Source organism: Aliterella atlantica CENA595, assembly GCF_000952155.1.
GTDB classification, from domain to species: Bacteria; Cyanobacteriota; Cyanobacteriia; order Cyanobacteriales; family Chroococcidiopsidaceae; genus Aliterella; species Aliterella atlantica.
Window position 1 is genome coordinate 61,118 of record NZ_JYON01000008.1, and the last position, 25,574, is coordinate 86,691.

Annotated in this window: 27 protein-coding genes and 1 pseudogene; 18 read left to right on the forward strand and 10 right to left on the reverse strand. The window is 42.0% G+C overall.

The window, feature by feature from the left end:
• Positions 1-168: 168 nt before the first annotated feature.
• Both UH38_RS09405 and UH38_RS09410 read left to right on the forward strand, forming a co-directional pair.
• Entirely contained in the window at positions 169-4,155 is a 3,987-nt protein-coding gene (locus tag UH38_RS09405) for a magnesium chelatase subunit H (protein WP_045054397.1), read from the forward strand.
• Between the two features lie 165 nt (positions 4,156-4,320).
• Positions 4,321-4,764: a DoxX family protein gene (locus UH38_RS09410; protein ID WP_045054398.1), complete on the forward strand. Its 444-nt coding sequence runs from the start codon at positions 4,321-4,323 to the stop codon at positions 4,762-4,764.
• A 150-nt stretch (positions 4,765-4,914) separates the two neighbouring features.
• Here the strand turns inward: UH38_RS09410 and UH38_RS09415 are convergent, their stop codons facing one another.
• Positions 4,915-5,133 carry a type II toxin-antitoxin system HicA family toxin gene (locus UH38_RS09415; RefSeq protein ID WP_045054399.1) on the reverse strand — a complete coding sequence of 73 codons (219 nt, stop codon included), beginning with the start codon at positions 5,131-5,133 and terminating at the stop codon, positions 4,915-4,917.
• 2 nt (positions 5,134-5,135) lie between these two features.
• Positions 5,136-5,342: a type II toxin-antitoxin system HicB family antitoxin gene (locus UH38_RS09420; protein WP_045054400.1), complete on the reverse strand. Its 207-nt coding sequence runs from the start codon at positions 5,340-5,342 to the stop codon at positions 5,136-5,138.
• A gap of 158 nt (positions 5,343-5,500) precedes the next feature.
• Between UH38_RS09420 and UH38_RS26715 the strand changes: the two genes are divergently transcribed.
• Positions 5,501-5,638 carry a hypothetical protein gene (locus tag UH38_RS26715; protein ID WP_160295944.1) on the forward strand — a complete coding sequence of 46 codons (138 nt, stop codon included), beginning with the start codon at positions 5,501-5,503 and terminating at the stop codon, positions 5,636-5,638.
• 49 nt (positions 5,639-5,687) lie between these two features.
• On the opposite strand, the gene UH38_RS09425 is transcribed toward UH38_RS26715, so the two are convergent.
• The 3 genes from UH38_RS09425 to UH38_RS09435 all read right to left on the reverse strand — a co-directional run bounded on the left by UH38_RS09425 (position 5,688) and on the right by UH38_RS09435 (position 8,559).
• A complete protein-coding gene (locus UH38_RS09425; protein WP_045054401.1) occupies positions 5,688-6,185 on the reverse strand; it encodes an SMI1/KNR4 family protein in 498 nt (165 codons plus the stop codon).
• 203 nt (positions 6,186-6,388) lie between these two features.
• Entirely contained in the window at positions 6,389-6,859 is a 471-nt protein-coding gene (locus UH38_RS09430) for a cupin domain-containing protein (protein ID WP_045054402.1), read from the reverse strand.
• Positions 6,860-6,972: 113 nt separating this feature from the next.
• Positions 6,973-8,559 (reverse strand): glucose-6-phosphate isomerase, encoded by a 1,587-nt coding sequence (locus tag UH38_RS09435; protein ID WP_045054403.1) that lies wholly within the window; start codon positions 8,557-8,559, stop codon positions 6,973-6,975.
• Between the two features lie 187 nt (positions 8,560-8,746).
• Between UH38_RS09435 and UH38_RS09440 the strand changes: the two genes are divergently transcribed.
• The 5 genes from UH38_RS09440 (at position 8,747) to UH38_RS09460 (ending at position 13,051) form a co-directional block, all read left to right on the forward strand.
• The gene (locus UH38_RS09440) at positions 8,747-9,865 is read left to right on the forward strand and encodes a branched-chain amino acid ABC transporter permease (protein WP_045054404.1); all 1,119 of its coding nucleotides are present in this window, start codon (positions 8,747-8,749) and stop codon (positions 9,863-9,865) included.
• Positions 9,866-9,899: 34 nt separating this feature from the next.
• Positions 9,900-10,685, forward strand: a complete 786-nt coding sequence (locus UH38_RS09445) for an ABC transporter ATP-binding protein (protein WP_045054497.1) — start codon at positions 9,900-9,902, stop codon at positions 10,683-10,685.
• 131 nt (positions 10,686-10,816) lie between these two features.
• The gene (locus tag UH38_RS09450) at positions 10,817-11,092 is read left to right on the forward strand and encodes a BrnT family toxin (RefSeq protein ID WP_045054405.1); all 276 of its coding nucleotides are present in this window, start codon (positions 10,817-10,819) and stop codon (positions 11,090-11,092) included.
• A complete protein-coding gene (locus tag UH38_RS09455) occupies positions 11,055-11,330 on the forward strand; it encodes a BrnA antitoxin family protein (RefSeq protein ID WP_045054406.1) in 276 nt (91 codons plus the stop codon). Before UH38_RS09450 ends, UH38_RS09455 begins: the two co-directional genes overlap by 38 nt.
• 89 nt (positions 11,331-11,419) lie before the next feature.
• Entirely contained in the window at positions 11,420-13,051 is a 1,632-nt protein-coding gene (locus UH38_RS09460; protein WP_045054407.1) for a hypothetical protein, read from the forward strand.
• 277 nt (positions 13,052-13,328) lie between these two features.
• Here UH38_RS09460 and UH38_RS09465 read toward each other — a convergent pair whose 3' ends face one another.
• A complete protein-coding gene (locus UH38_RS09465) occupies positions 13,329-14,654 on the reverse strand; it encodes an aromatic ring-hydroxylating dioxygenase subunit alpha (RefSeq protein ID WP_045054408.1) in 1,326 nt (441 codons plus the stop codon).
• Positions 14,655-15,068: 414 nt separating this feature from the next.
• Between UH38_RS09465 and UH38_RS09470 the strand changes: the two genes are divergently transcribed.
• From UH38_RS09470 to UH38_RS26260, 5 genes and pseudogenes are all read left to right on the forward strand, one after another.
• On the forward strand, positions 15,069-15,563 hold the full coding sequence (locus UH38_RS09470; RefSeq protein WP_052672321.1) for a filamentous hemagglutinin N-terminal domain-containing protein: 495 nt from the start codon (positions 15,069-15,071) through the stop codon (positions 15,561-15,563).
• Positions 15,539-15,637 (forward strand): annotated as a pseudogene (locus UH38_RS28150) (ABC transporter ATP-binding protein); the annotation flags it as partial. The gene UH38_RS09470 and the pseudogene UH38_RS28150, both read left to right, overlap by 25 nt.
• Before the next feature lie 199 nt (positions 15,638-15,836).
• Entirely contained in the window at positions 15,837-16,124 is a 288-nt protein-coding gene (locus UH38_RS09475; RefSeq protein WP_045054409.1) for a hypothetical protein, read from the forward strand.
• Entirely contained in the window at positions 16,090-16,311 is a 222-nt protein-coding gene (locus tag UH38_RS26255; RefSeq protein WP_144405659.1) for a hypothetical protein, read from the forward strand. Before UH38_RS09475 ends, UH38_RS26255 begins: the two co-directional genes overlap by 35 nt.
• 68 nt (positions 16,312-16,379) lie before the next feature.
• Entirely contained in the window at positions 16,380-16,622 is a 243-nt protein-coding gene (locus UH38_RS26260) for a hypothetical protein (RefSeq protein ID WP_144405660.1), read from the forward strand.
• A gap of 72 nt (positions 16,623-16,694) precedes the next feature.
• Here the strand turns inward: UH38_RS26260 and UH38_RS09485 are convergent, their stop codons facing one another.
• The 3 genes from UH38_RS09485 to UH38_RS09495 form a co-directional block, all read right to left on the reverse strand.
• Positions 16,695-17,327, reverse strand: coding sequence for a hypothetical protein (locus tag UH38_RS09485; RefSeq protein ID WP_045054411.1), 633 nt, complete (start codon positions 17,325-17,327; stop codon positions 16,695-16,697).
• Positions 17,328-17,399: 72 nt separating this feature from the next.
• Complete coding sequence (locus tag UH38_RS09490) at positions 17,400-18,125, reverse strand: anti-sigma factor (RefSeq protein ID WP_045054412.1); 726 nt, start codon at positions 18,123-18,125, stop codon at positions 17,400-17,402.
• A gap of 7 nt (positions 18,126-18,132) precedes the next feature.
• Positions 18,133-18,726 carry a sigma-70 family RNA polymerase sigma factor gene (locus UH38_RS09495; protein ID WP_082065358.1) on the reverse strand — a complete coding sequence of 198 codons (594 nt, stop codon included), beginning with the start codon at positions 18,724-18,726 and terminating at the stop codon, positions 18,133-18,135.
• Between the two features lie 237 nt (positions 18,727-18,963).
• Between UH38_RS09495 and UH38_RS09500 the strand changes: the two genes are divergently transcribed.
• From UH38_RS09500 to UH38_RS09520, 5 genes are all read left to right on the forward strand, one after another.
• Positions 18,964-19,539: a hypothetical protein gene (locus UH38_RS09500; protein WP_045054413.1), complete on the forward strand. Its 576-nt coding sequence runs from the start codon at positions 18,964-18,966 to the stop codon at positions 19,537-19,539.
• 114 nt (positions 19,540-19,653) lie between these two features.
• A complete protein-coding gene (locus tag UH38_RS09505; RefSeq protein ID WP_045054414.1) occupies positions 19,654-20,181 on the forward strand; it encodes a GAF domain-containing protein in 528 nt (175 codons plus the stop codon).
• A 192-nt stretch (positions 20,182-20,373) separates the two neighbouring features.
• Positions 20,374-21,984 (forward strand): iron uptake porin, encoded by a 1,611-nt coding sequence (locus tag UH38_RS09510; RefSeq protein ID WP_045054415.1) that lies wholly within the window; start codon positions 20,374-20,376, stop codon positions 21,982-21,984.
• Between the two features lie 106 nt (positions 21,985-22,090).
• Positions 22,091-23,548, forward strand: coding sequence for an ABC transporter substrate-binding protein/permease (locus UH38_RS09515; RefSeq protein ID WP_045054416.1), 1,458 nt, complete (start codon positions 22,091-22,093; stop codon positions 23,546-23,548).
• The gene (locus UH38_RS09520; protein WP_045054417.1) at positions 23,514-24,299 is read left to right on the forward strand and encodes an amino acid ABC transporter ATP-binding protein; all 786 of its coding nucleotides are present in this window, start codon (positions 23,514-23,516) and stop codon (positions 24,297-24,299) included. Before UH38_RS09515 ends, UH38_RS09520 begins: the two co-directional genes overlap by 35 nt.
• Before the next feature lie 3 nt (positions 24,300-24,302).
• Here UH38_RS09520 and UH38_RS09525 read toward each other — a convergent pair whose 3' ends face one another.
• Positions 24,303-25,301, reverse strand: coding sequence for a pentapeptide repeat-containing protein (locus UH38_RS09525; RefSeq protein WP_045054418.1), 999 nt, complete (start codon positions 25,299-25,301; stop codon positions 24,303-24,305).
• Between the last annotated feature and the right edge of the window lie 273 nt (positions 25,302-25,574).

Here is a 25,574-nt window from a genome sequence, read left to right on the forward strand (position 1 = left end):
GTTTTCTGATAAAAACACTAGATGAGTCATTAATCGATCTTACGGCAGAGTCAATTCTGCCCAAGGTCAAAGGAAACCAATTCCCTATTAACTGACTTATTAAACCACCAATTAATAACGCTTTTAGATCCAAGGTGCAAAACACGCAGCACAGGGGAGTTTTATTATATGTTCACTCACGTCAAGTCCACCATCAGACACATCGCACCAGACCACCTGCGGGGGCGATCGCTTATTAAGGTGGTCTATGTCGTGTTAGAGTCGCAGTATCAAAGCGCTCTATCGCAAGCGGTGCGGTCAATCAACGACAACCACCCAGCAGTTGCCATTGAAATTTCAGGTTACTTAATTGAGGAATTGCGATCGCCTGAAAACTACTCAGAATTCCAGCGAGACGTTGCTAATGCCAATATTTTTATTGGTTCTTTGATTTTCATTGAAGACTTAGCAGACAAAGTAGTAGCAGCAGTAGAACCGCATAGAGATAGATTGGATGCAGCGGTAATCTTCCCCTCGATGCCGCAAGTAATGCGCCTCAATAAAATGGGCAGCTTTTCGATGGCGCAGTTAGGGCAATCAAAAAGTGCGATCGCTCAATTTATGCGTAATCGCAAGGAAAAGTCTGGCGCTTCTTTCCAAGATGGGATGCTGAAGTTGCTACAGACTTTGCCTAAAGTGCTGAAATACTTGCCTATAGACAAAGCCCAAGATGCACGTAATTTCATGTTGAGCTTTCAGTATTGGCTAGGAGGTTCATCAGAGAACCTAGAGAACTTCTTGCTGATGCTAGCAGATAAATACATCTTCAAAGATGTTAAAGCCCAACTAGGAGCCGCGTTAAAGTACCAAGAACCTGTAACGTATCCTGACATGGGTATTTGGCATCCCCTATCTACGCGGATGTTTGAGGATGTCAAAGAGTACCTTAATTGGTATAACAGCCGCAAAGATATTTCTGCCGATCTCAAAGATCCGTTAGCGCCTTGTGTGGGCTTAGTTTTACAACGCACTCACCTAGTAACTGGCGATGATGCCCATTATGTAGCAATGGTGCAGGAATTTGAAGCAATGGGCGCAAGAGTAATTCCTGTATTTGCTGGTGGTTTAGACTTTTCTAAGCCAGTGGATGCATATTTTTGGGACAATGCATCTAGTGCGCCGCTAATAGATGTAGTAGTTTCTCTAACTGGCTTTGCTTTAGTCGGAGGTCCAGCAAGACAAGACCATCCTAAAGCAATTGAAGCATTAAAGAAACTAAATCGCCCTTATATGGTAGCTTTGCCTTTGGTATTTCAAACTACCCAAGAATGGCAAGACAGCGATTTAGGGTTGCATCCGATTCAAGTAGCATTGCAAATTGCTATTCCCGAATTAGATGGTGCAATTGAGCCGATAATTTTATCGGGAAGAGATGCAAATACAGGAAAAGCGATCGCACTACAAGATCGCATTGAAGCTGTAGCCGGACGCGCTTTAAAATGGGCTAACCTGCGCCGTCAGCCGAAATTGCAGAAAAAAGTTGCAATTACTGTATTTAGCTTCCCACCAGACAAAGGCAATGTGGGAACTGCAGCATACTTAGATGTATTTGGCTCGATTTACGAAGTTATGCAAGCGTTGAAAAACAACGGCTACGACTTGCCAGACTTGCCAGATTCAGCCGCAGCCTTGATGCAAGAAGTTATCCACGATGCCCAAGCACAATATAGCAGCCCAGAATTAAACGTTGCTTACAAAATGTCCGTACCAGAGTACGAACAACTTACACCATACTCGCAGCGTTTAGAGGAAAATTGGGGACCGCCGCCAGGACATCTCAACAGCGACGGACAAAATCTACTAATTTACGGCAAGCAATTCGGTAACGTATTTATTGGCGTACAGCCGACATTTGGCTACGAAGGCGACCCGATGCGGCTGTTATTTTCGCGTTCTGCAAGTCCTCATCATGGTTTTGCAGCTTATTACACGTATTTAGAGCAAATTTGGCAAGCTGACGCAGTATTGCACTTCGGTACGCATGGATCGTTAGAATTCATGCCTGGCAAGCAGATGGGAATGTCGAATGATTGTTACCCAGATAACTTAATTGGTTCAATTCCTAACCTGTATTACTACGCCGCCAATAATCCCAGCGAAGCAACGATCGCCAAACGTCGCAGTTATGCTGAAACAATCAGCTACCTCACGCCACCAGCAGAAAATGCAGGCTTGTATAAAGGGTTGAAGGAACTTAGCGAACTAATCGCTTCCTACCAAACCCTCAAAGACAGCGGTAGAGGCATTCCCATCGTCAATACGATTATGGATAAATGCCGCATCGTCAATCTAGATAAAGATATTGCTTTGCCAGAAACCGATGCTAGAGATATGACTGCCCAGGAGCGAGATAATATTGTGGGCATGGTGTATCGCAAGTTGATGGAGATTGAATCGCGGCTGTTACCATGCGGGCTGCACGTCATTGGTAAACCACCAAGTGCAGAAGAAGCGATCGCAACTTTAGTCAATATTGCCAGCCTAGATCGCTTGGAGCAAGAAGTCTTGAGCCTTCCCCGCATTATTGCTAACAGCATTGGGCGCAATATCGAGCAAGTTTACACCAATAGCGATAAAGGCATTTTAGAAGACGTAGAACTACTGCAACAAATTACTCTAGCAACTAGAACAGCAGTTGCAGCCTTGGTAAAAGCTCAAACTGACGCAGAAGGGCGAGTTTCCAAGGTCGCTAAACTCAACTTCTTCAACATGGGCAAAAAAGAGCCTTGGATTGAAGCACTGCATCAAGCAGGATATGCCAAAGTAGACACCCAAGAACTCAAGCCTTTATTTGAGTATCTAGAATTTTGTTTGCAACAAGTTTGTGCAGACAACGAACTAGGCGCATTACTCAAAGCCCTAGAAGGCGAATACGTCCTACCTGGACCTGGTGGCGACCCCATCCGCAACCCAGACGTGCTACCTACAGGCAAAAACATCCACGCCTTAGACCCTCAATCTATCCCCACAACGGCGGCGGTGCTTTCCGCCAAAATCGTTGTAGATCGGCTAATAGCAAGGCAAAAGGCAGAAAATGACGGTAACTACCCAGAAACGATCGCTTGCGTCCTCTGGGGAACCGACAATATCAAAACCTACGGCGAATCTCTCGCTCAAGTAATGTGGATGGTAGGCGTGCGCCCCGTACCAGATGCTTTAGGTAGAGTCAATAAGCTAGAACTAATTCCCCTAGCAGAATTAGGACGACCCCGCATTGATGTAGTCATCAACTGTTCTGGTGTATTCCGCGACTTGTTCATCAACCAAATGAACTTGTTAGACAAAGCCGTGAAAATGGCAGCAGAAGCCGACGAACCGCCGTCTATGAACTACGTCCGCAAACACGCCTTAGCGCAAGCCGAGGAAATGGGGATCAACTTGCGTCAAGCCGCAACCCGCGTATTTTCTAATGCTTCTGGTTCTTATTCATCAAATATCAACCTAGCTGTAGAAAATAGCACTTGGGATAGCGAAGCCGAGTTGCAAGATATGTATCTTAGCCGCAAATCCTATGCTTTTAGTGCTGACGATCCAGGGATGATGGATCAATCGCAACAGATTTTTGAAACAGCTTTAAAAACTGTTGATGTCACCTTCCAAAATCTTGATTCTTCAGAAATTAGTTTGACTGATGTTAGTCACTATTTCGACTCCGATCCAACTAAGCTGGTAGCAAGTCTGCGCCAAGACGGTAAAATGCCATCTTCATTTATTGCAGACACGACTACAGCCAACGCCCAAGTCCGCAGCCTATCAGAAACAGTACGTTTAGATGCCCGTACCAAGCTGTTAAACCCCAAATGGTACGAAGGAATGCTCAATCACGGCTACGAAGGCGTAAGGGAGCTTTCTAAGCGTTTAGTCAATACGATGGGCTGGAGTGCAACAGCGGGCGCTGTAGATAATTGGATTTACGAAGATACCAATTCAACGTTTATTCAAGATGAAGCAATGCGCCAGCGTTTGATGAACCTGAACCCCCATTCATTCCGCAAAGTTGTATCTACCTTGTTAGAAGTCAACGGACGCGGTTACTGGGAAACTAGCGAAAGCAATCTGCAAATGTTGCGCGAGTTGTACCAGGAAGTTGAAGACCGGATTGAAGGCATAGAATAGAACCTATTAATATAGGTTTTTATCGTAGAGACGTTCTATAGAACGTCTCTACTGCTTTTTATAGATGCGATCGCAGTCAATACGATTAACCTACTAAATATCTTGAGATAGAAGCAAACCGCAATAGAAGTAGCTATCGTTCTGTTAAGTTATACCCTGTGACTTATGAACTCAAGCAATAGCCTTCTCAATCGGCGTAGAGAACTTCTACGGGTTATCTTTTCTATTTGCCTCATCATCGTTGGTATTACTCATTTTATTAGACCAGAACAATACGCCCGTATCGTTCCACCAATATTTCCTGCCTTTACCTCTGTCTACGTTAGCGGCGTACTTGAGATTTTGGGCGGTATTGGCTTGATGATTCCAGCTGTAAGCGTATTATCAGCATGGCTCTTAATTGCGCTATTTATTGGCGTTTTCCCTGCCAATATATACATGACCCTACATAACATCAAGATTGAGGGCATTCCTCAAAATCAAATCCTTTACTGGGCAAGACTACCTTTACAAGCAGTATTGATTGCTTGGGCTTGGTGGTACACAAAATACCCAAAACAGCCTGAAGCTATGGCTATGAGGAAAACAGAATCTACTAGCAATAGTTAGCAAGCGATCGCCTTCCCATGTCCAAGCCACTATTAATTGTTTATGTACAGTCCGGTTTTATTAACTCCTTTACACACCACATTCCGCTACGAGCAGCCTGTTTGCTTGAAAGGAAAAGGTGAAATGAAAGATGACTTGCCCAACTTATGTTTACTGCTCATCTTCTTGTACTGTAAGTCCGGCAGCACGGATAAGACTGCGAAGCGTACCTCTGGCTACTTCACGATGGTCAGGAACAGAGAGCGTTACCTGTTCGCCTTCCTTGACCATAATGATATGACTTGCGCTTTGACGTACAACTTGCCAACCAAAATTTTCCAATGCTTGGACGATCTCACGTCCACTGAGAACAGGAAGAGACGAAGGCATGATTATGCCATTACCTCTACTTGGTAAGTTTCAATCGTAAGCGGTAGCCCACGTTCTGACCTAACTTGAATGCAAGCGGTAATAGCATCTCTAATATTTTCAAGAGCTTCTTCCCTAGTTTGACCTTGGCTGACACAACCAGGAATACTAGGGCATTCTACAACCCAAACCCCATCTTCATCACGGTCAAGTGTCACAGTCAACTTCATAAGTTTTCACCGTTAGCTTTCAATTTATAGTTTACCTTTTGCTTGCATATACCTATTCAATGATTGGCGATCGCCCTGTTCTCATGGCAATTACCATAGTATTTACTGGCTACTGGCTATAATGAGCGCACACTTTTCTGGATGGAGCTAGGTTACTCATGGCTAGCTTGTTGGTCAAATCCGAACAGATGCCATTGCAGATTAATCTTTCTGCGATCGCTACAATGTCGAAATTGAGCGATCGCTTTCCACTAATAACGATAAAGTTGAGCGGTCGTCCAAATCTTTGCTACTAACCATGAGTACATAACAATCCGCTCCAAGCGAATGGTTAGCCTGCGGAATCTACTCATCTATTTTCCTCTTGCTTTGTAACCGTTCAAACTCATGTGTCAGGAATGCAGTCAAGTTTTCGGCATCGGGTGTCGATGGAAATGTAGCCTCATCATTACTGTAAATCGGTGCTACATCTTGTTGATTATTGGAACCAACAGTCCAGTAAATGGCATCATATACATCTGTTATTAAAGGAAATGTCCTCATCCCTGTAAACACACCAGAATTTTCCCAATCTATTGAAAGCGAGATGGCTCGATCCAAATTTAGAAACATTTGCCTATCAAAATTACCGTCAGGCATGGTAAGGAAAAGTTCATGACCGCTATGCAGCCATTTATAAAGTTCAATAACTTCTTTTGGTAGCTTATATGGCAATATGGCTATTTTTTCCTCAATCTGCTTGGGTGTCAAAATTGGACGTGTCCCAAACTGCTCTAAGTCACTGGCTCTATTTTGCTGCAACCATAGCTCAATAGAATTTAGAATCTGGGTTGGTTGAGACATACATGGCATAAATCGCACTTACAAAGCTTGATTTTGATTAGCGTTGGCATTTGATACAAAATCTGCCTTCTCAACTAAAAGACTGAGCAGGCTAACTATTTACTATACGGAAATTTTCCGTATAATCCCCGTAAGGGATGAAAAGCCAAAATTTTCCATTTATTCACCTCATCCTGGCTCATCTCAAATCTAGGTCAATCAAATTAGTGTTGAATAGCAGAAGTTACGATCGCTCCCGCATCAAACTGGCGATCGCTTTCTACTAATAATTCCCGAACTGCAACTAAATCGTAAGGAAAAGGTCGTTGACGGGGAATATAATCGCGTGGATTAGCAGCACCATGACGCAGTACAGCATTAATTACTACACACGGTTCGGGGTCTAAGTTAATCGCCCCATGCAATACCCCTGGGGGAATTGTTACTACTACAGGTTGGCGATCGCTTAACACCATATACTCGTACTGACGATTAATCAATGTCACCAGCACAAATCGACCTTTAACTACTAATAACTGATCTGTCTGCGCTTTGTGGACAAACAAATCTTCAACTGTAATAGCTGGTATTTGTACCAGGATAGTTTCGTCGCTAGATTGGGGGGTGTAAAAGTTGGTCATTCCCCCCTTAGTTGCTGTGAGTTGACGAACCTCGATCCCCCTAGCTGAACTCATACCCGCCTCCTCTAGATTGAAGCTATATACTTCAAATCTAATGCGGTAAATTCTAAAAAGATGTTAATTGTGAACAAGAATTTACCAAAACGTGGTATAGAAACGGAAATATATCAAAGGGCAGAAATTTGTAAACTGTTTAGATCGCCTAAATTGCCTTGCAACTTTACACTGCGTCCGTTAGCGTAAAGATGGCGGACAATTTTATAAATTGCCTCAATGCGATCGCTTGCCCCAACTTTTTCGGCTAATTGCGTTAAAGATAGAGGCTTACTTTCATTAGCCAACACTTGGCATACCTGTCTTTGCAAATCCAAAATAACCGCTGCTGCTTTTTTCCCTGCTTCTACTCCTGGTTGATGGTAAGCATTGACATTGACTAAGAAACCATACAAACCTACAGCCCTTTCGTACAATGCAATCAAAGCGCCGACAGTACGTGGATTAACTTGCGGAATAGTTACCGTAATTGAATCGCGATGATTTTCATACAGTGCTAGCCTTGTACCTTGTAGCAAGCCAGATAAATAATCGCCGCAAGTAACACCTGGTTCTACTTCTGGGGATGCGCCTTGTCTATCTTCTAAAACCTCAATAAAGGTCATAAAAAAGTTAGCAACACCTTCGCGCAACTGCTGAACGTAGGCGTGTTGGTCAGTAGAACCTTTATTTCCATAGACAGCAATACCTTGATAGACAGTTTTGCCGTCTAAATCTTTTTCCTTACCCAACGACTCCATGACTAGCTGTTGCAAATAGCGACTAAATAGCAACAAACTATCTTTGTATGGCAGTACAACCATATCCTTTTCACCGCGTCCGTTGCCAGCAAAGTACCAAGATAAAGCTAGCATTGCCGCAGGATTATTTTTGACATCATGGACGCGCGTTAGGGTATCCATAACCTTTGCGCCTGCTAGCATTGCCCAAATATCAATGCCTTGCAAAGCTGCGGGTAATAGTCCTACAGCAGACAATTCCGAAGTTCGTCCGCCTACCCAGTCGTACATGGGGAAAGTAGCTAACCAGTTTTCCGATTTTGCCAAATTGTCTAGATTGCTACCTTCGCTGGTAATTGCGATCGCATACTTACTGAAATCCAAGTTATGCCCAGCGTAAGCCTTTTTGACTTCAATCATGCCGTTACGCGGTTCGGGCGTTCCTCCTGACTTGGAAATCACTATAACCAACGTGCTAGCTAACCGATTTCGCAGGCGCGTGAGAATGCGATCGATCCCCGCCGGATCTGTATTATCGATAAAATGAATTGCTAAAGGCGGGAAATCAGGCGATAAAGCTTCAGCGACAAATTGAGGACCGAGGGCAGAACCGCCAATCCCAATCGAAATGATATCAGTAAAACGAGAAGCTTGAGGCGGATGGATATTCCCTGATAAGACTTTTTTGGTAAAATCCTCAATCTTTTCTACAGTCTGGATAATATCTTGTTTGATTTCAGGAGTAGGCGCTAAATCTGGGTCGCGCAGCCAATAATGACCGACCATCCGGTTTTCGTCAGGATTGGCTATTGCTCCTTCCTCTAAAGCTGCCATATCCGCAAAGGCTCTGTCAAACTTCGGCTGCAAAGCCTCTACAAAGGCATCATCAAACCTCATCCGACTGACATCTAGGTAGAATCCTAGCCCCTCATCGTAATACAGCCAGTCTTGGTAGCGTTGCCAAAGTGCCGCAGCGTCCATAGGAATTCTCAATTTAAGTGCTTACATCACATTAACTATAAAGAGGGTAAAGGTTAATGGGTAAAGGGTAAAGCTAAAGAAAATTGCATATATCCCTGGCTAAAAGTTGCGATCGCCACAAACGTTTGCTTGCGCTAAGGTACAATGCATTTTATTTTGAAGCGCGATCGCTTTTATATAAACTGCAATGGTAGGATATTTAATTTTTCTGACGATATCTACAGGAATTTTTGCTTTATTTAGCTTGGGCTTAAATTTGCAGTGGGGTTTTACCGGACTAATTAATTTTGGTCATGTGGCGTTCATGACTGTAGGCGCTTACACCACTGTAGTATTGAGCTTATATGGAGTACCGCTAATTGTTGCGGCTTTAATTGGTGGTGCGTTGGCTGCACTTTTAGGGCTATTAATTGGGCTGTCTACGCTACGCTTGCGCGAAGATTATTTAGCAATTGTCACAATTGGCGTATCGGAATTAGTCCGCTTAATCGTTAACAATCAGCAGCTACCTACACCCAATGGCTTGATTGATGGAGTGCAAGGGTTGCAAAGCTATCCATTGCCCTTAACTAATATTGTCCCCAGTCCCCTATTTAAACTGGTAGCGATCGCTTTATTAACAGCAGTTGCAGGTTTATGTCTGTGGCGGTTGTGGAGTTGGGTAAGAAAAGGAGAAGGTAAAAGAAATACCCGCTTTTCCTTTGCCACGCGAGCGATTTTAGGGATTCTAGCAGTAGCATTCGTGCTGACAATTTACATTACCGGACTATCGGCTTTAAATGACTACAGTAGATATGAAAAATCTGGGTTAATGGTAGTGCTATTAGTAGTAGTAGCGCTAGTATTTTGGTTATTAGAAGCCTTAGTGAGATCGCCTTGGGGTCGAGTTCTCAAAGCCATCCGCGAAGACGAGCAAGTACCCAAAGCTTTAGGGAAGAATGTATTTTGGTATAAGTTGCAAGCTTTTATGCTCGGAGGTGCGATCGCTGGAATTGCAGGTGCTTTCTTTGCGTGGCAGTTAACGACAGTTTATCCGAGTAATTTTGAACCAATAAGTACGTTTTACGCTTGGATTATAGTAGTTGTGGGTGGAGCTAGTAATAATGTTGGCACATTACTAGGGGCGATCGTTTTCTTTACTTATGAGGAAGCAACGAGGAATTTTTTACCCCAAATTGTTCCCTTAGATGAAGCGCGTTTAGGTGCATTCCGCATCATGGTAATTGGGCTGCTATTAATGATAATTATGGTCTGGCGACCTCAAGGCATTTTAGGAAAAAAGGAGGAACTAACCCTTGGTAAATAACGATAACGCCTCCTACGAGGAGCTAGAAGGCTGTTTGCCGGACACGCTAACCCAACCACCTTTATCGCCGTTATTGACTGCTACAGGCATTGCTAAAAGCTTTGGCGGCATCAAGGCAGTAGATAATGCAGAGATAGAAGTGACCAAAGGTAGCATTACCGGATTAATTGGTCCCAATGGCGCAGGAAAAACGACACTATTTAACTTACTTTCTAACTTTATCCGTCCCGATCGCGGCACAGTAGTTTTTGACGGCGAACCAATCCAACACTTGCAACCCCATCAAATCGCCCAACAAGGGATGGTACGAACGTTTCAAGTTGCCCGTACTCTGTCGCGGTTGTCTGTAATGGAAAATATGCTCTTAGCCGCGCAAAAGCAGACAGGAGAAAACCTTTGGCAAGTTTGGTTGCAACGCAAGCAAGTGGCAGCCGAAGAAAAGCAATCGAGAGAGCGGGCAATAAAATTGTTAGAGTCAGTGGGACTTGCTCGCATGGCAAACGAATATGCTGGGGCGCTATCTGGGGGACAGCGCAAGCTTTTAGAAATGGCAAGAGCATTGATGACCAATCCTAAATTAATCTTACTAGACGAACCAGCAGCAGGCGTAAACCCGACGCTAATCAATCAAATATGCGATCGCATTGACACATGGAATTCAGAAGGCATGACTTTTTTGATTATCGAACACAACATGGATGTAATTATGTCCTTATGCGATCGCGTGTGGGTATTAGCCGAAGGCAAAAACCTAGCAGTAGGAACGCCAGCAGAAATTCAAAGCAATCCCCAAGTATTAGAAGCATATCTAGGGCAATAAAATCGTTTTTGTGTAGAGATGTTGCACTGCACAGAAGCAAATAGAATTCGCCTTTTTTGTTTTTGTTCTTAACTGTTCGACTGTAACGACAAATTGTAGTTACATTAAAATCGACATATCTATAGCTGAATATGGAGTTTGAATGGGATGAAGCAAAACGCCTTGCTAATATTGACAAACACGGGATAGATTTTATTGACGTTCCCCCTGTGTTTGATGGATATACAGTAACAATCGAGGACGATCGCTACAGCTATGGAGAACAGCGTTTTGTGACATTTGGCTTATTGCAAGGGCGACTTATTACCGTTGTTTATAGCGAACGTAACGATTGCATCCGAGTTATTTCTGCGAGAAAAGCAACCAAATATGAACAACGAACATACTTCCAGGCAATCTCAGACTGATTGGCAACGACTTGATGCCATGACTGACGAAGACATCGATTTGTCAGATTGTCCAGAAATTACACCAGAATTATTTGCTAAAGCCGTTGTGAGAAAAGGCTTACCTATTGCTAAAAACAAAGCTCAGGTTACGCTACGTATTGATGCTGACGTATTAGAGTGGTTTAAGTCTCAGGGGCGAGGCTATCAAACTCAAATTAATACCTTACTAAGAGCGTATATGGAGGCTCACAAATAATCGTTTCTTAATTCTTACGTAGTTGCTTTTGCCAATGTATAATTTAGCAATGTCCCTTTCGTCCCATATATTGAAATGGGTAGGAGGCAATGAATGATTGGCACTATTTCTTTAACCACGTTCCCCATAATCTAGCAGCTAGCACGTACTGCGTCTTCGAGCCACAATACAAAACCGAGATTTTCAACTGGTTTAGGCGAGAAGATGTAGCAAAAGAGCAAAAAGAAGACTTCATCCAGGCTTTAATAGATTTCTCAGACGATTGCGGCGACTTTTATTGTTACCGCGCTTACATACTAGCCGCAGAAGCACTTAACTACTATAAAGATTGTTCTCTAGGGGATGCGATCGCATCGCAAATCCTCAAATGGAGCTATGCTTTTTTCCGTCAAGATAAGCAAGATTGGCAAACATTTCCTGAACCATTAGTTACCGCCGCCAGAGTAGCATTAGAAAAAACAGATAGAAACAGAGTAGTTTCTGCATTTGTCCATCTAGTTCATACTACAGAAAGCAAAACAATTCTCCGCATAGCTGCCGAGAAACTGGGAAAACTCGATCCAGGCAATAAAAGTGCGATCGCAGCATTAGTTCTACTACTTGAAGCTACGCAAGATGATTCCGATCTTTGGCATATAACTCGTAGCTTGATGCAGATCGATCCAGACAATCCGGTAGTAATTTCTACATTAGCTAATTTAATTCAGGCTAATACTGATGGATGGGCTAATTCTGATTGTCGCTGGAGCATAATTAGATATGCTACTAAGGCAATAAGAGAAGTCTCTACAGGCAACCTAACAGCAATAAAATTTTTAGTTCAGCTAATACAGACAACAGCAGATAAATATATTTGTTGGGATGCTATTAAAAGTCTAGGAGAAATTGCTACAGGTAATCAAACCGCGATCGCTGCTCTCACTGAGTTTTTACAGATAAATCAAGGCGATTGCATTTGTTTTGATGCAGCTAAGGCTCTGTGGCAAATTGATGAAGGGAATGCAGATGCGATCGCTGCTTTCATCCACATGATTGCAACTAATACTGATGGATTTATCTTCAATCAGTCTGCTAGTTATTTAGTCCAAATCGCTCCGAAGAATGTAAAGGCAATCGCCGCTCTTACTGAGAGATTGGAAACAACTCAAGATGAGTATTTTCGTTGTCGATCTGCCGCTAGTTTATTACAATTCGAGCCTGATAATAAACTAGCGCTAGCAACCTTGATTGATTTTGTTAATTTTGTCAAAAACCTTCAAGTTGATTCTGCTAATAACAAGGTTGTTGGTAACTTAGAGCGATTGATAGCTGGAGATAGAGATGCAATCGCCGTTATAACTCAAAGGATTACTTCTGCACAGGATAGCTACTTTTTACGTGAAGCAATTTATATGTTAGAGGAAAGCGAAATAAGAAATAAGAATGGGTTTGAAACCCTCATCGATCTCATTCAAACTTTTGATGAATTAGCTCGTACCAGTGCTTTGGCAGAAACTTGGCAATCGCCTCGTTACTCCCAACTTTTAAAAGCAGCCAATGAATTACAGGAAATTTTGCTTAGAGAACAAATGTGGCAAGTAATTGTAGCCTTAAAAGACTACCTCAGCGCATCTAATCAGGATAGTTCTTACCGTTACGAGGCTTGCTATAAAATAATCTGGCATTGCGCCCAAAATATACCTTACCTAGATTTCTACAAAGCTTGGCATAGCTTACCGTAGTTTGAAAACCCGCAATTAAGCGGGTTTTGTCTGTGTAGATGTGAATGGAATTTGCCCTATTTATTCTTACTCTTGGCTGATGCGGCTGCGATCGCAAATCGTAGTTACATTAGAGCATAACAAGACCAAACTCCAAAATTTTGATGATTTTACACTGCATGGTAAATACTGCCTTTTCAATCCATCGAAACCAATTTCTAGCCACACTTGATGCAGAGCATACCTGTGACTAATCTAGTTTATGCGACTCTTAGTTTTAGAGATATGCCTTTAGCATCTATTTCTGTGCGTGAATATAGTCTACGAAGTAGAACTTTGGACTTAGCCAGAACTTCAGCCAAGCGTAAGCTCCTAAGCCCAGTATTGCTGTCACAATAAGCGGCAAGCCTAACTTAACTTTCCATGCATCAGGCAACAGCGCAACAGCGGAAACAGTAAGTGCAAAGTAGATTAAAAGTAATATTTGCAAGCGTTGCACGACTAAAAGCGTTCTAGAGCAACTACTACAATGACGAGTATGTTGGTTGTAGCGATCGAGGATTTGGGCGCGATCGTGATTATTCCAGGTTTGGGGAACATTGAGTCCAACTTTGCTCCAAGGTAACTGCCCGTGACTGTATTTATCAAACCACTTTCTAAATTCAATTACAAATCGGTCTGCACTCGTCGGTAACTTATAGGCAGTTTTCCAACTTTCAATTAGTTGTCTTTGTTGCAGAAAATGCTCTTGCTGCTGAAGAAGAACCATATCGCCATCAAGAACTTGATTGCGGATGTTGATATGCTCCCACCAACGCGGCGTGAGATGATGAAGTGTTTTAGCAAAGTTGCGGGGAAATTGAACTACAATCCTAGATTTACCAGGAGATACTGGCAGGCAGTAGGTAACAAGTCCAAATTGTTTGCTGCCATCGCCAAACTTAAGCGCATATTCCAAGCGACAAGGTGGTTCAAAAGTTATAGTGCTAGACAAGCGCCCAAGAACGTTGGCGACTATTAAGTTGGGTTGCGATCGCTCAATTTCCATCAGCATCGGTGTCGCCTTATTGCGATCGCCTTGTACGCCGTGATGAGCAAATGGAACGTGACTGGGATCGGCAACATTTTCTACCAAAGTCTGCCAGTCATATTCTAAATCCCGCACAAAAGAAGACCACACAAAGCCTTTGTCAGCATCAATTTGCGGTGACAGAGGTAAAGGCGTACTATCAGCTTGTGCGCTGGAATTAGCATCTAGCCAAACCCAAAGTAAATCTTGTTGCTGACGAACGGGTAGTGATACAGCACACAGATTGTCTTTCTGCTTGCTGACAATTTCTGGATCTTCTGCTTGGGGAATATGAGTGCAAATCCCTTGCTCGTCAAATTGCCAACCGTGATAACTACACATCAAATTTCCCGTGCGATCGTCAATACGTCCCTGACTTAGCGGCGCAAGGCGGTGAGGACAACTATCTAAAAACACGCGAAAATCAGATGCTTTGGGTTTCCAGATAACTAAACGCAGCCCTAAAAGTGTTGCTGTTGTTGGTTGCTTGGGGTCTAAATCTTCTATTGGTAAAAGAGGATACCAGTGTTGAAAAAAGTCAAATTCAGGTTCCATGTAATAAATAAAGATTAAATTAAAAAGTTAGTATACCTGCAACAATCCATAAATAGCTTCAGACTGGACAGAGCCAGAAAGAATCGGGTAGCAACACCCTAAGAGAAGTCTGATATCTTCACATCAGTAACTTAGACTGCATTACCCGATAACCAATTCAAAACTCGGTTCCTCAACTATGTGCTTTTGAATATATCAATCAAAACGGTTAGAGAAATTAGGAATTTCTTCGGGCGAAAGGTAGGACGTTGTGGGAAAAGTTTGCAGCAAACAAAAATATATTATCTGGTCGTAACAAAGTATAAATTTAACAACTGCTGCTTGTGCTATCGGCTACATTTAGGCTCTATCTTTGTCTACGCTGTGGCAATGCTTGCTATCGTTCACATGACTACTACTGAGGAGACAATAAAGATGAGTCATCGCAGTTGGCAAATAGCGCTAACTGGTACGATTGTCGTCAGTGGCATACTGCTAGGAAAGATAAATTGGGCAATAGCACAAAGCAAACCGATCGCCGATGACACGCTAGGCAACGAGCGTTCCACAGTCGTTCCCCTCAGTGGAGGTACGAGCGGCGATCGCATTGAAGGCGGAGCGCGACGCGGCGATAATCTTTTTCACAATTTTCAAGAGTTTGGTGTCGATGCTGGACGCGGCGTTTACTTTAGCGACCCAGGTGTAAATAATATTATTACTCGCGTTACTGGTGGCAATCAGTCACAAATTGATGGTACATTGGGCGTACTAGGAAAGGCAAACTTGTTTTTGATCGACCCAAGTGGGATTATTTTTGGTGCTAATGCCAGATTAGATATAGGTGGTTCCTTTACCGCAACTACAGCATCGGCGATCGCTTTCAACAGTCAAGGCGATTTCAGTGCTTATGCGATCGCGTGTGGGTATTAGCCGAAGGCAAAAACCTAGCCGTAGGAACGCCAGCAGAAATTCAAAGCAATCCCCAAGGATTAGAGCATATCTAGGGAGTAAAATCGTTTTTGTGTAGAGACGTTGCAGTGCAACGTCTCCAACCCCCTATGCGATCGTCCAATTCAGGGCAATGGAATTCGCGCAAGCACAGACTAAGAAAATTTAAACAATCGATTTAAGTATTTAAAGTTTTGCCAAGGTATAATTTAGCAATGTCCCTTTCGCCCCATAATTTGAAATGGGTAGGAGGCAATGAATGATTGGCACTATTTCTTTAACCACGTTCCCAACAATCTAGCAACCAGCACTTACCGCATCTTCGAGCGGCACTACAAAGCCGAGATTTTCAACTGTTTTAGGCGAGAAGATGTAGCAAAAGAGCAAAAAGAAGACTTTATCCAAGCTTTAATAGATTTTCCAGGCGATTGCGGCGATCTTTATCGCTACCGCGCTTACTTACTAGCCGCAGAAGCACTTAACTATTTTCCAGATTGTTCTCTAGGGGATGCGATCGCACTACAAATCCTCAATCGAGCCTAGCAAGCAACTAGCAACCGCAGCTTTAGTAAATCTGCTTAACACTGCTCAAAATGATTCTTATCTTTGGATAGCTGTGGGAGATTTAGGCAATTTTGGGTTGGCAAATCTAGATGCGATCGCAGCTTTAACTCGACTTATTGCCCTACAGAAAATAGTTATCTTCTGCTTCATGCAGCATATAGTTTAGGCAGAATCGATTCAGGTAATCACACAGCAATATCTACATTTGTCCATTTCATCCAAACTTTTACTGAAGTGGATACTACAGAAATTTACTATGCCGAGGATCGGCGATCGCGTCGTAACTCCCAGCTTTTGAATGCAGCTAACGAACTCAAAGAAATCTTGCTCGTAGACCAAATGCCGCAAGTAGTTGTAGCTTTAAAAGATTACATCAGCAAATCTAAGCGAGATAGTTTTTACCGCTACGAAGCTTGTTATAACACAATCTGGTATTGCGTTCAAAATATGCATTACCTAGATTTCTATAAAGCTTAGCATACATCTTAGAAGTTGTAACTCACGTAGGCGGGTTTTGTTTGTGTAGGTGCAAATTTTATTCGTACTCCTCTAAACCCGCTTACCTAATTCCTCAATACGCTCGCGCAATTGTCGTAACTGCTTTTTATTCAACTGCTTCTTATCTATCTTTCGCACTTCCTCATTCTTTGGTAATTTTTCCTGCGTCTCAACGCGCATCAGATACCACAAACCGTCTATTTGCTCGTACCAGCGATCGCTATCTAGATAAACTTTGGTAATCGGCTGAGATTTCGGTGTTTTTTGCCAGCGCGGCGCAGGTTTGAGAATGCCACTATCTGGACACACATACAAACCTCTGACTGGATAGCCGCCGTTATCTAAACAATAAGGTTTACCGTCAATATACTTAACGTGCTTTTCTACTTCCCTTTCTAAATGCTGGTAAACGTGGATATTAGTAGTAGAATTTGGCTTAACTGCTGCCCTAATCTCTGCATATAATTCATCCCAACTACGACCTACTTGTTTTTTGAGATAGCGACGTAGGGGAGCAAGATATTCATTAAAATACTTCGGCGGACTTTTATCTTGCCAATTAGGTAGATACCTCAATCCTTGGTACTCTGGATCGTCTTCTACTTTTTGCTTAATCCGGTTTTTTGGCGGGTAACTCCTAGTAGAACCTCGATCTACTAGAAGATGGTGCATATCTTGACGCATATACTACATAAATAATACAAGTAGTATAACTCGCTTGTATTAGGCATTGTCAAGGACAAGCGATCGCCCAATTTAAGAAACCTTCACCATGACAACTTCTTGAGAAGGACTTGTAGGCGCTACAGACGATTCAACGGTGACAAATAGCTGTGATATTTCAGCTTCTTCTTGATAAGCACCAGCCGGAATCGCAATTTTATCTAAACTCGCGCCACTAGAACTCACATTAAACTGTCCGCAACGGATTGTCTTACCCTCAACTACAGCCCAAAGCCAGTAAGCTTTACCTACAGGAGGCGGCGGCAAATCTTGCAGAGCAATCGCTGCTTTATTTGCCTCAAAATCCATAAACACGCTGCCTACTGCCATTGATTGCTCTTTACCCTTCAAAGCAAAAACATGGTTTTCCGCACCTTGCAATATAGCAACTACCTCTTTAGCCTGACTGTAGCTTTGCCGCAGATAGTAGTTATCCACACCCAAAGCCAACGCCAAAACTGCGGCAGTTCCCGCGATCGTCTTATTCCAAGGCAAAACTAACTGCTTTGGTGTGCGTGTAATCCCAATTGGTTTTTCTATTGCATTCAAAATAGCATCATGTACTCGCGCTGGCGGCGTTTGAGTATAACCGTAGGGTAAAAGTGCTAATACTTCCTGCCATCGCTCTACTTCACGATTTAACTGGGGGTTTTCTGCTAAAAGCTGAATAAATTCCTCAGCTTCGTGGGGACATAGATTGCCAAGAACATAGCCCACAGTTAAGTCTTCGATATTTTTAGGAGTTGAAGATTCATACATAGGGCAATTATTTAGTTAAAAAAGACAAAATATCTCTGAGTTTTTTTAAGGCTTGACGAGCCGAAGTTTTCACTGTACCAAGAGGTATATCTAATGTTTTAGCAATTTCTGACTGGCTGAGGTCTTGGAAATATGCCATCTCCAAGATTTGCCGCTGGCGTTCTGGAAGTTGTGCTAATGCTGCTCGAACGTGCTGGGAAGTGTCCCAGATATCAATTTGCTCGGAAGCTGACAGCGAAAATGGTTGTGTATTAGTAGTTTGTCGCCAACGTTCGAGAAACTTACGCCTTGATGTGCGCGATCGCAATTTGTCAATCGCCCGCGATCGCGTCACAACTACCAAATAATTACTCAAAGAGCCACGCGCCGGATTGTAAGTATTGTTATGCCACAGAGTAACAAATACTTCCTGAGTTAAATCTTCTGCTTCTTGAGCGTCTTTGAGGATTTTCAACGCCAAACCATAAACAACAGCGCCATAGCGATCGTAAAGCTTGCTAAGGGCTGATGTTTCACCTAATTTGAGTGCTTGGAGTAGCTCTAAGTCCTTCTGCTGCAATGAGTTATCAAATCTAAACTTAAGCGAGTCTGAGTCTATCATTCCTTCATGACAACAAGTTAGAGCAGATACTTTTCTTTGGATTAGCTGGAGCATACTGCCTATAAAGCAACAGCAATATTGAGGTCTATAACTTTTCTGTATGCCTTTATACTAACATCTGCCCAATGTAAATAAATATAAAGTAACTAAATCCAATCGAGGCTCGACTTGCGTACCACTATAAAACCTTTTTGAGTTAATGCAACTGGTATAAGCTAGGAACCAAAATTGAACCGTATGACTAATAGATACAGACTCAAGACTAGCAAGCAGTTTTACAAACAACTGTTAACATCAGACGTAGCAATAGTTAGACCAGACCATGATGATGTAGATAGCATTTTAGTCATGCACCCAGCGTTACTGTATCGGCATTATGTCATCAAGAACATTGACGCTATTGGCTACGTTGCTTATCAGGGATGGCAAAACGAGGGACGCGGTTTTGTCGCCCTCACGCCTTTATGGGAAAAGGAAGAGCCAGAATTTGCCGTAATGTATGTCAGCGAAGCCAATATTTTAAAACTACCATTACTAGAACCATTAATAGCGAATAGAAATAGATTTCCCCATTGGTATATAAAGTTAGCTGAACTTGTGCGATCGCAAATATATCGGCGATTGAATAATTACAACCCAGAAGCAGAATCAATAATTCTCGGTCAAGTCGAAGATACATCGCAAATATTTCCAGACGACCAGCTATATCAGCAAATAGATCGAGTGGAAATATTTAACTTCTGCGACTTTGAAACTTCGCTGCAAACTTGTTACGAACGATTTAAAAATAGAGCTTGCGAATTTATTCTATGAAACACTTTTGGTTTTAAGTCGTAAATATTACGCTCTAATATCTCTCATCAGATAGAAGTATTTTTGCAGAAGCGATCGCAAAATCAAATACCAGCGATCGCTTTTAAAATAGTAATGACAGATTTACCGAGCAACTTAGCAAATATTTTTAGGGAAGATAAAGAACCAAGCGTTATATTTGCAGAATTATTACCAGTATTAGGGGAAGAATTGAAATGCGATCGCATTTTCCTATACGCACGCAACCCCCAAACTAAAGTAGGTATAGTAGTTAGCTGTTGGCGACGCACCCCCGAAATACCTGATGTAGACGACTACGAATGGAAGCAAGAACCAGAATCATTAGCAAAAGAAGATCCCTTATTTGCTGCTGCACTAAACACAAAACCATCTATCTTTATAGAAGATGTGGAAACAGCAAATTCAGAAATAGTTAACAAAGAATTCGAGCAAAAAACCTTCGGACACAAAGCATTAATACACGCTCACTTATGCCAAGAAGGATTATTGTGGGGAATATTACAACCCTGTATATTCGATAAACCTAGAACTTGGCAAGAAAGCGATCGCTACATCATCGCTCAAATAGAAACAAAAATTACCCCCTTAATTATCAAATACATAAAACAAACCCAACAGTAGCTTAAACATTCATTAAAAAATCTCCTAAAAATCAAACTTAATAACTTTTCATCCTCTCTTCTTTGGCGCACTTGGCGACTATACGCACTATTGGCGGTTCATCGATATTTAGTATTATTAAACACAAAATACCCGCGATAAAAAGCAGTATATTCTAGCACTAGCTTTAGCTAAAAGGTGTGAGAGTAGACTGTGACCAAAGCATTAACAAACCTAGCAATAGGAATAGCAATTTCAGCGAGCATTTTCCTAGCAGACAGTAAAATAGCAAAAAGTAGCGAACTAGAAGCGCTAGCACAAGTAACATCAGTCTCCCAACTATCAGACGTACAACCTACAGACTGGGCATTTCAGGCACTACAATCATTGGTAGAACGCTACGGATGCATAGCAGGGTATCCAGACAGCACATATAGAGGCGAACGCGCCTTAACTAGATACGAATTTGCAGCAGGATTAAATGCGTGTCTAGACAGAGTAAACGAACTGGTCGCCACATCGACAGCAAACCTAGTCAGCAAAGAAGACTTATCTACCCTGCAAAGACTCCAAGCAGAATTTGCTACCGAACTAACTGCATTGCGAGGAAGAGTAGATGCATTAGAAGTACAAGCAGCAGAACTAGAAGCCAACCAATTTTCTACCACAACCAAGCTAGTAGGCGAACTAATAACTTATACTGGCGATGCATTTGGCGAAAACGCAGATGCAGCAAATAACGCTACTATTGGTTATCGCGCTCGCTTAGACTTTAACACCAGTTTTACAGGTCAAGATCGCTTGCGAGCGCGTCTGCAAATGACTAACCTCAGATTATTCGATACAGGTGCAACATTTGGTGGAAGTCCTAACGTAGCACTTGGCGGAGTCTCCAACGAAACGCGCTTTACACCTAGTAGCGTGACGCAAAACGGCGAAGTAAGACTTAGCCAACTAGAATATCGTTTTCCCATTGGCGACAGGCTGAGAATTTACCTAGAAGCCAATACCATCGATGCTTCTTATGTAACAGATACAATTATTCCCTTTATCGATACAGCTACAGGCGCGCTTTCCAATTTCAGTCAAGTAAACCCTATCTACTTTCCCTTGGGTAATCAAGCAGGTATAGCAGCAAGTTATAACTTTACCCCAGCAATTAGCTTTGATTTTGGCTATTTTGGTGAAGACTCATCTACAGGTGCGCCAAATAATCCTGGCGAAGATTCTGGCTTATTTAACGGCGGTTATAGCGCTTTTGGTCAATTGGTATATGCAGGCGATCGCGCTAAACTTGGCTTACTTTACATCAACTCATATTCGCCGCGCAATGGCGTTGATACTTTAGCTGGAAGCAATGCAGCAAAAGTAATTGGTGCAGGTCCCGTTGTTGGTAATGGCTACGGCGCACAAGCTAATTACCGCATTACAGACGGCTTTGAACTAGGTGGTTGGGTTGGTTATACAGCCGCGCGATCGCTTGGCGTTAGAGGAGATGCCAGTATATTTAATTATGCCGTCACCTTATCTTTTCCTGACTTGGGTAGAGAAGGCAATTTAGGCGGGATTGTCGTGGGAATGCAACCAAGATTGACAGAAACCAGCAGCGATGCTTTAGCTAGTGCAATTGGTTTACCGCTAGAAAATGGCGTGCAAAGTAGAAGCGATCGCAATAGTGGTATGCATATTGAAGCATTTTACAGATATCAGGTAAATGACAATATTTCCATTACTCCTGGTTTTTTCTGGCTAACAGCACCAAACCACGATTCGCGCAATCCTGATGTAGTTATTGGTGTAATTAGAACTTCATTTATTTTCTAATTTTTTTATGTTCATAGTTAAAATAAATACTTCTTAAGATAGTAGATATTAGTTGTAAATTTCCCTTTTTATTAATTTACGCCACTGACTGGTAAAGTCTGTCACAATGAAAAGAAATAAATTAGTATTTTTCATTACACTTTTTGTTGTAGTTGCTTTCAGCATTATTAGCGGAAATAAAGTTATAGCTCAATCAGCAGCAAACCAAAAATTAGTTATGGTAACGTCTGCTGACTATCCACCTTATGAGTTTCGCCAAACTGCTACAGGCGATGAGATTATTGGTTTTGATGTCGATATTGCCAAGTATATTACCAAAGAACTTGGCAAACAATTAGAAATTAGAGATACAGACTTTAATGGCATCATTCCCGCGCTACAATCGCGCCGCGCTGACTTTGCAATGGCGGGAATGACACCAACAGCAGAACGTAAGAAAAATGTTGATTTTTCCGATATTTACTACGAAGCCAAAAATACAATTGTTGCGCCCAAAGGTAGCAATTTAAAATCACCTGAAGCTTTAGCAGGAAAAACTGTTGGCGTACAACTAGGTTCAACTCAAGAAAAAGCGGCGCAAGAATTTAAAAACGTTAAACTTAGATCCTTAAATAGAACTGCTGAAATTATTCAAGAAGTTAAATCCAAACGAATTAATGCAGCAATTATTGAAGATACAATTGCTAGAGGATTTATTAATAATAATCCAGATTTAGAGTTTAACACAGTGCCAAATGTTGGAGAAGCAGGCAGCGCGATCGCATTTCCCAAAGGTTCGGATTTAGTCGATGATTTTAACGGCGTTTTGGCGCAAATGCAACAAAATGGCGAAATAGAAAGGCTAGTAAAAAAGTGGTTTGAAAATAACGGAAAAGAAACTGCTGCAACTCAAACTATCAGCGATTCAGGCTTCGGTTTTGGTAAAATAGCCCCTAGCATTCCCTATATTATTGATGGTATTCGCGTCACCTTACTATTTACTGCATTATCGGCGTTTTTAGGCTTTATTTGGGGCGTGATATTGTCTTTGTTCAAAATTTCCACTATCAAGCCTTTGCAGTGGTTTGGAACAGCCTATACATCTGTATTTAGAGGCACACCATTACTGTTGCAAATAGCGTTAGTATATTACGCAACGCCGCAAATAACTGGATACAATATTCCAGCATTACTAGCAGGTGTAATTACATTTACCCTCAATTCAGGAGCTTATATTTCTGAGACAATTAGAGCGGGAATTTTGGCAGTTGATAAAGGACAAAGGGAAGCTGCTTTATCTTTGGGTATTCCTTATAAGCCAATGATGCAAGATATTATATTGCCGCAAGGATTAAAAAATATTTTGCCTGCATTAGTAAACGAAAGTATTGCTTTGCTCAAAGATTCAGCTTTGGTTTCAACTATTGGTGTCGCCGATTTATTACGCCGCGCTCAAATTGTTGGTGCAGAAAAATACATTTATTTTGAACCGCTATTATTTGCAGGCGTTGTCTATTATTTATTAGTTATGAGCTTAACTTGGGGGGGATATGCACTCGAACGAAGACTTCAACGGAGTAGTTAACCGCCATTTTGATAGCAAATCTCAAGTAGCTGTCAATGTAGAAAATCTACATAAAGCATTTGGCAATCTTAAAGTATTGCAAGGAATTACTACAGACATCCATCAAGGGGAAGTTGTCGCCATCATTGGTCCTTCAGGATCGGGGAAATCAACTTTTTTGCGTTGCATGAATCTACTAGAAATACCAACTTCAGGCAAGATTTATATCAATAATATCGATATAACTAACCGTAAAACCGACATTATGAAAATACGCCAAAATGTCGGCATGGTATTTCAACATTTTCACTTATTTCCGCACATGACGGTGTTAAAAAATGTCATGTATGCGCCTGTAAATGTCAAGCATCTTCCTCACGAACAAGCTAAAAACGAAGGAATGGAATTGTTAGCAAAAGTTGGATTAGCAGAAAAAGCAGATGTATATCCATCTAAGCTATCAGGAGGGCAAAAACAGCGAGTTGCGATCGCGCGGGCTTTGGCAATGAAACCAGAAATTATGCTATTTGACGAACCAACATCAGCCCTCGATCCGGAAATGGTAAAAGAAGTGCTAGAAGTAATGAAAGACTTAACAAAAACTGGAATTACAATGGCGATTGTTACCCACGAAATGGGCTTTGCTAGAGAAGTAAGCGATCGCATTTTATTTCTAGATAAAGGGCAATTAGCTGAAGATGCAACGCCCAAACAGTTTTTTAGCAATCCGCAATGCGATCGGGCAAAACAGTTTCTCGAAAAAATGCTGTAATTGTTAAGGTTGCTCGTAAGTTGTACCGTCAGGCATAGTAGCACCTTGCAATTCTGCGCCTGACATTGTAGCGCTACTAAGTTCTGCTCTAAATAAGTTAGCATTACTCAAGTTAGCATTGGTAAAATTTGTCCGCGCAATAAAAGCATCGATTAAGCAAGCCTCGCTTAAATTGGCTTCACATAAATCGGCACGACTTAGATCGCTCCTATTCATTCTCACTTTACTTAGATTTGCCTCGGTAAAATTAGCTCTACATAGCTTGGCATCAGGCATTACCGCACCTGAAAAATTAGTATTAGTTAAATCAGCATCAATCGCTGACATTCTTTCGCATTTCGTATTACTGAGATTTGCCCCTCCAAGTATTGCCCCGTCTAAGTTGGCATCGTTAAGAGAGGCAAAACTTAAATCTGCTTCGCTAAGATCGGCATTACATAAATTTGCCCCGCGTAAATTCACATCTACAAGATTGGCACAGCGTAAGTTTACTCTAGATAAATCCGCGCCAGCTAAGTTTGCACCCCGCAAGTCTGCTTTATATAGTTTGGCACTGCGAAGGTTAGCAGTATATTCATTTCTTTCCTGACGTAAATTTGCCCCTCGTAAGGTTGCGCCCGTTAAGTTTGCACCGCTTAAATTGACGTTACGCAAATCAGCATCTATCAGGTTGGCATCTAGCAAGTTAGCTAAAGTCATATCAGCGCTACGCAAGTCAGCACTTTGTAAAATTGCCCCATGTAAGTCAGCATTGTGCAGTATAGCGCCGTGTAAGTCTGCTTGAGTTAGGTTAGCACCGCTTAACTTAGCGCAAGTTAAGTTTGCTTTGTATAGTTGCGCTCGGTTGAGGTAAGCAAAGATTAAGTTTGTGCCATGTAAGTCTGCTTGCACTAGGATGATGCTAATTAAATCGGCAGCAAATAAGTCTACGCCTCTTAAATTAGCTCTACTAAAATCCGTTTCTCCGGCAGCATAGCGCCCAAGAAATTCATTCACATCCATAGCTTTAGCAACTCACGACTTGCTTAGTATGCCCACTTGTGAGGTGTAATGAATAAACCTCTTGCATAAGTCGATAATTCAATAGACAAGGAAGAAAAAGATAGGATTGCCAATTTACAGAGCGTTGCCTACTTTTGCAAGAAGTTTGATAAATTTATGGACTTTTTTGAGGTTATTATGATTTTTATCGAACCGCGTCAGCGCAGCGAAGCCGTAGGCGAAGGGCGCGAAGTAAGAATGAGTTGGGAGTAGTGAAGGAATGCTAGGTTAGAT

Bases quoted from the DNA above. Each gene is read 5' to 3' on its own strand.
- UH38_RS09405 (WP_045054397.1), top strand. From the start codon at position 169: ATGTTCACTCACGTCAAGTCCACCATCAGACACATCGCACCAGACCAC.
- UH38_RS09410 (WP_045054398.1), top strand. From the start codon at position 4,321: ATGAACTCAAGCAATAGCCTTCTCAATCGGCGTAGAGAACTTCTACGG.
- UH38_RS09415 (WP_045054399.1), bottom strand. From the start codon at position 5,133: ATGCCTTCGTCTCTTCCTGTTCTCAGTGGACGTGAGATCGTCCAAGCA.
- UH38_RS09420 (WP_045054400.1), bottom strand. From the start codon at position 5,342: ATGAAGTTGACTGTGACACTTGACCGTGATGAAGATGGGGTTTGGGTT.
- UH38_RS26715 (WP_160295944.1), top strand. From the start codon at position 5,501: ATGGCTAGCTTGTTGGTCAAATCCGAACAGATGCCATTGCAGATTAAT.
- UH38_RS09425 (WP_045054401.1), bottom strand. From the start codon at position 6,185: ATGTCTCAACCAACCCAGATTCTAAATTCTATTGAGCTATGGTTGCAG.
- UH38_RS09430 (WP_045054402.1), bottom strand. From the start codon at position 6,859: ATGAGTTCAGCTAGGGGGATCGAGGTTCGTCAACTCACAGCAACTAAG.
- UH38_RS09435 (WP_045054403.1), bottom strand. From the start codon at position 8,559: ATGGACGCTGCGGCACTTTGGCAACGCTACCAAGACTGGCTGTATTAC.
- UH38_RS09440 (WP_045054404.1), top strand. From the start codon at position 8,747: ATGGTAGGATATTTAATTTTTCTGACGATATCTACAGGAATTTTTGCT.
- UH38_RS09450 (WP_045054405.1), top strand. From the start codon at position 10,817: ATGGAGTTTGAATGGGATGAAGCAAAACGCCTTGCTAATATTGACAAA.
- UH38_RS09455 (WP_045054406.1), top strand. From the start codon at position 11,055: ATGAACAACGAACATACTTCCAGGCAATCTCAGACTGATTGGCAACGA.
- UH38_RS09460 (WP_045054407.1), top strand. From the start codon at position 11,420: ATGAATGATTGGCACTATTTCTTTAACCACGTTCCCCATAATCTAGCA.
- UH38_RS09465 (WP_045054408.1), bottom strand. From the start codon at position 14,654: ATGGAACCTGAATTTGACTTTTTTCAACACTGGTATCCTCTTTTACCA.
- UH38_RS09470 (WP_052672321.1), top strand. From the start codon at position 15,069: ATGAGTCATCGCAGTTGGCAAATAGCGCTAACTGGTACGATTGTCGTC.
- UH38_RS09475 (WP_045054409.1), top strand. From the start codon at position 15,837: ATGAATGATTGGCACTATTTCTTTAACCACGTTCCCAACAATCTAGCA.
- UH38_RS26255 (WP_144405659.1), top strand. From the start codon at position 16,090: ATGCGATCGCACTACAAATCCTCAATCGAGCCTAGCAAGCAACTAGCA.
- UH38_RS09485 (WP_045054411.1), bottom strand. From the start codon at position 17,327: ATGCGTCAAGATATGCACCATCTTCTAGTAGATCGAGGTTCTACTAGG.
- UH38_RS09490 (WP_045054412.1), bottom strand. From the start codon at position 18,125: ATGTATGAATCTTCAACTCCTAAAAATATCGAAGACTTAACTGTGGGC.
- UH38_RS09495 (WP_082065358.1), bottom strand. From the start codon at position 18,726: ATGATAGACTCAGACTCGCTTAAGTTTAGATTTGATAACTCATTGCAG.
- UH38_RS09500 (WP_045054413.1), top strand. From the start codon at position 18,964: ATGACTAATAGATACAGACTCAAGACTAGCAAGCAGTTTTACAAACAA.
- UH38_RS09505 (WP_045054414.1), top strand. From the start codon at position 19,654: ATGACAGATTTACCGAGCAACTTAGCAAATATTTTTAGGGAAGATAAA.
- UH38_RS09515 (WP_045054416.1), top strand. From the start codon at position 22,091: ATGAAAAGAAATAAATTAGTATTTTTCATTACACTTTTTGTTGTAGTT.
- UH38_RS09520 (WP_045054417.1), top strand. From the start codon at position 23,514: ATGCACTCGAACGAAGACTTCAACGGAGTAGTTAACCGCCATTTTGAT.
- UH38_RS09525 (WP_045054418.1), bottom strand. From the start codon at position 25,301: ATGGATGTGAATGAATTTCTTGGGCGCTATGCTGCCGGAGAAACGGAT.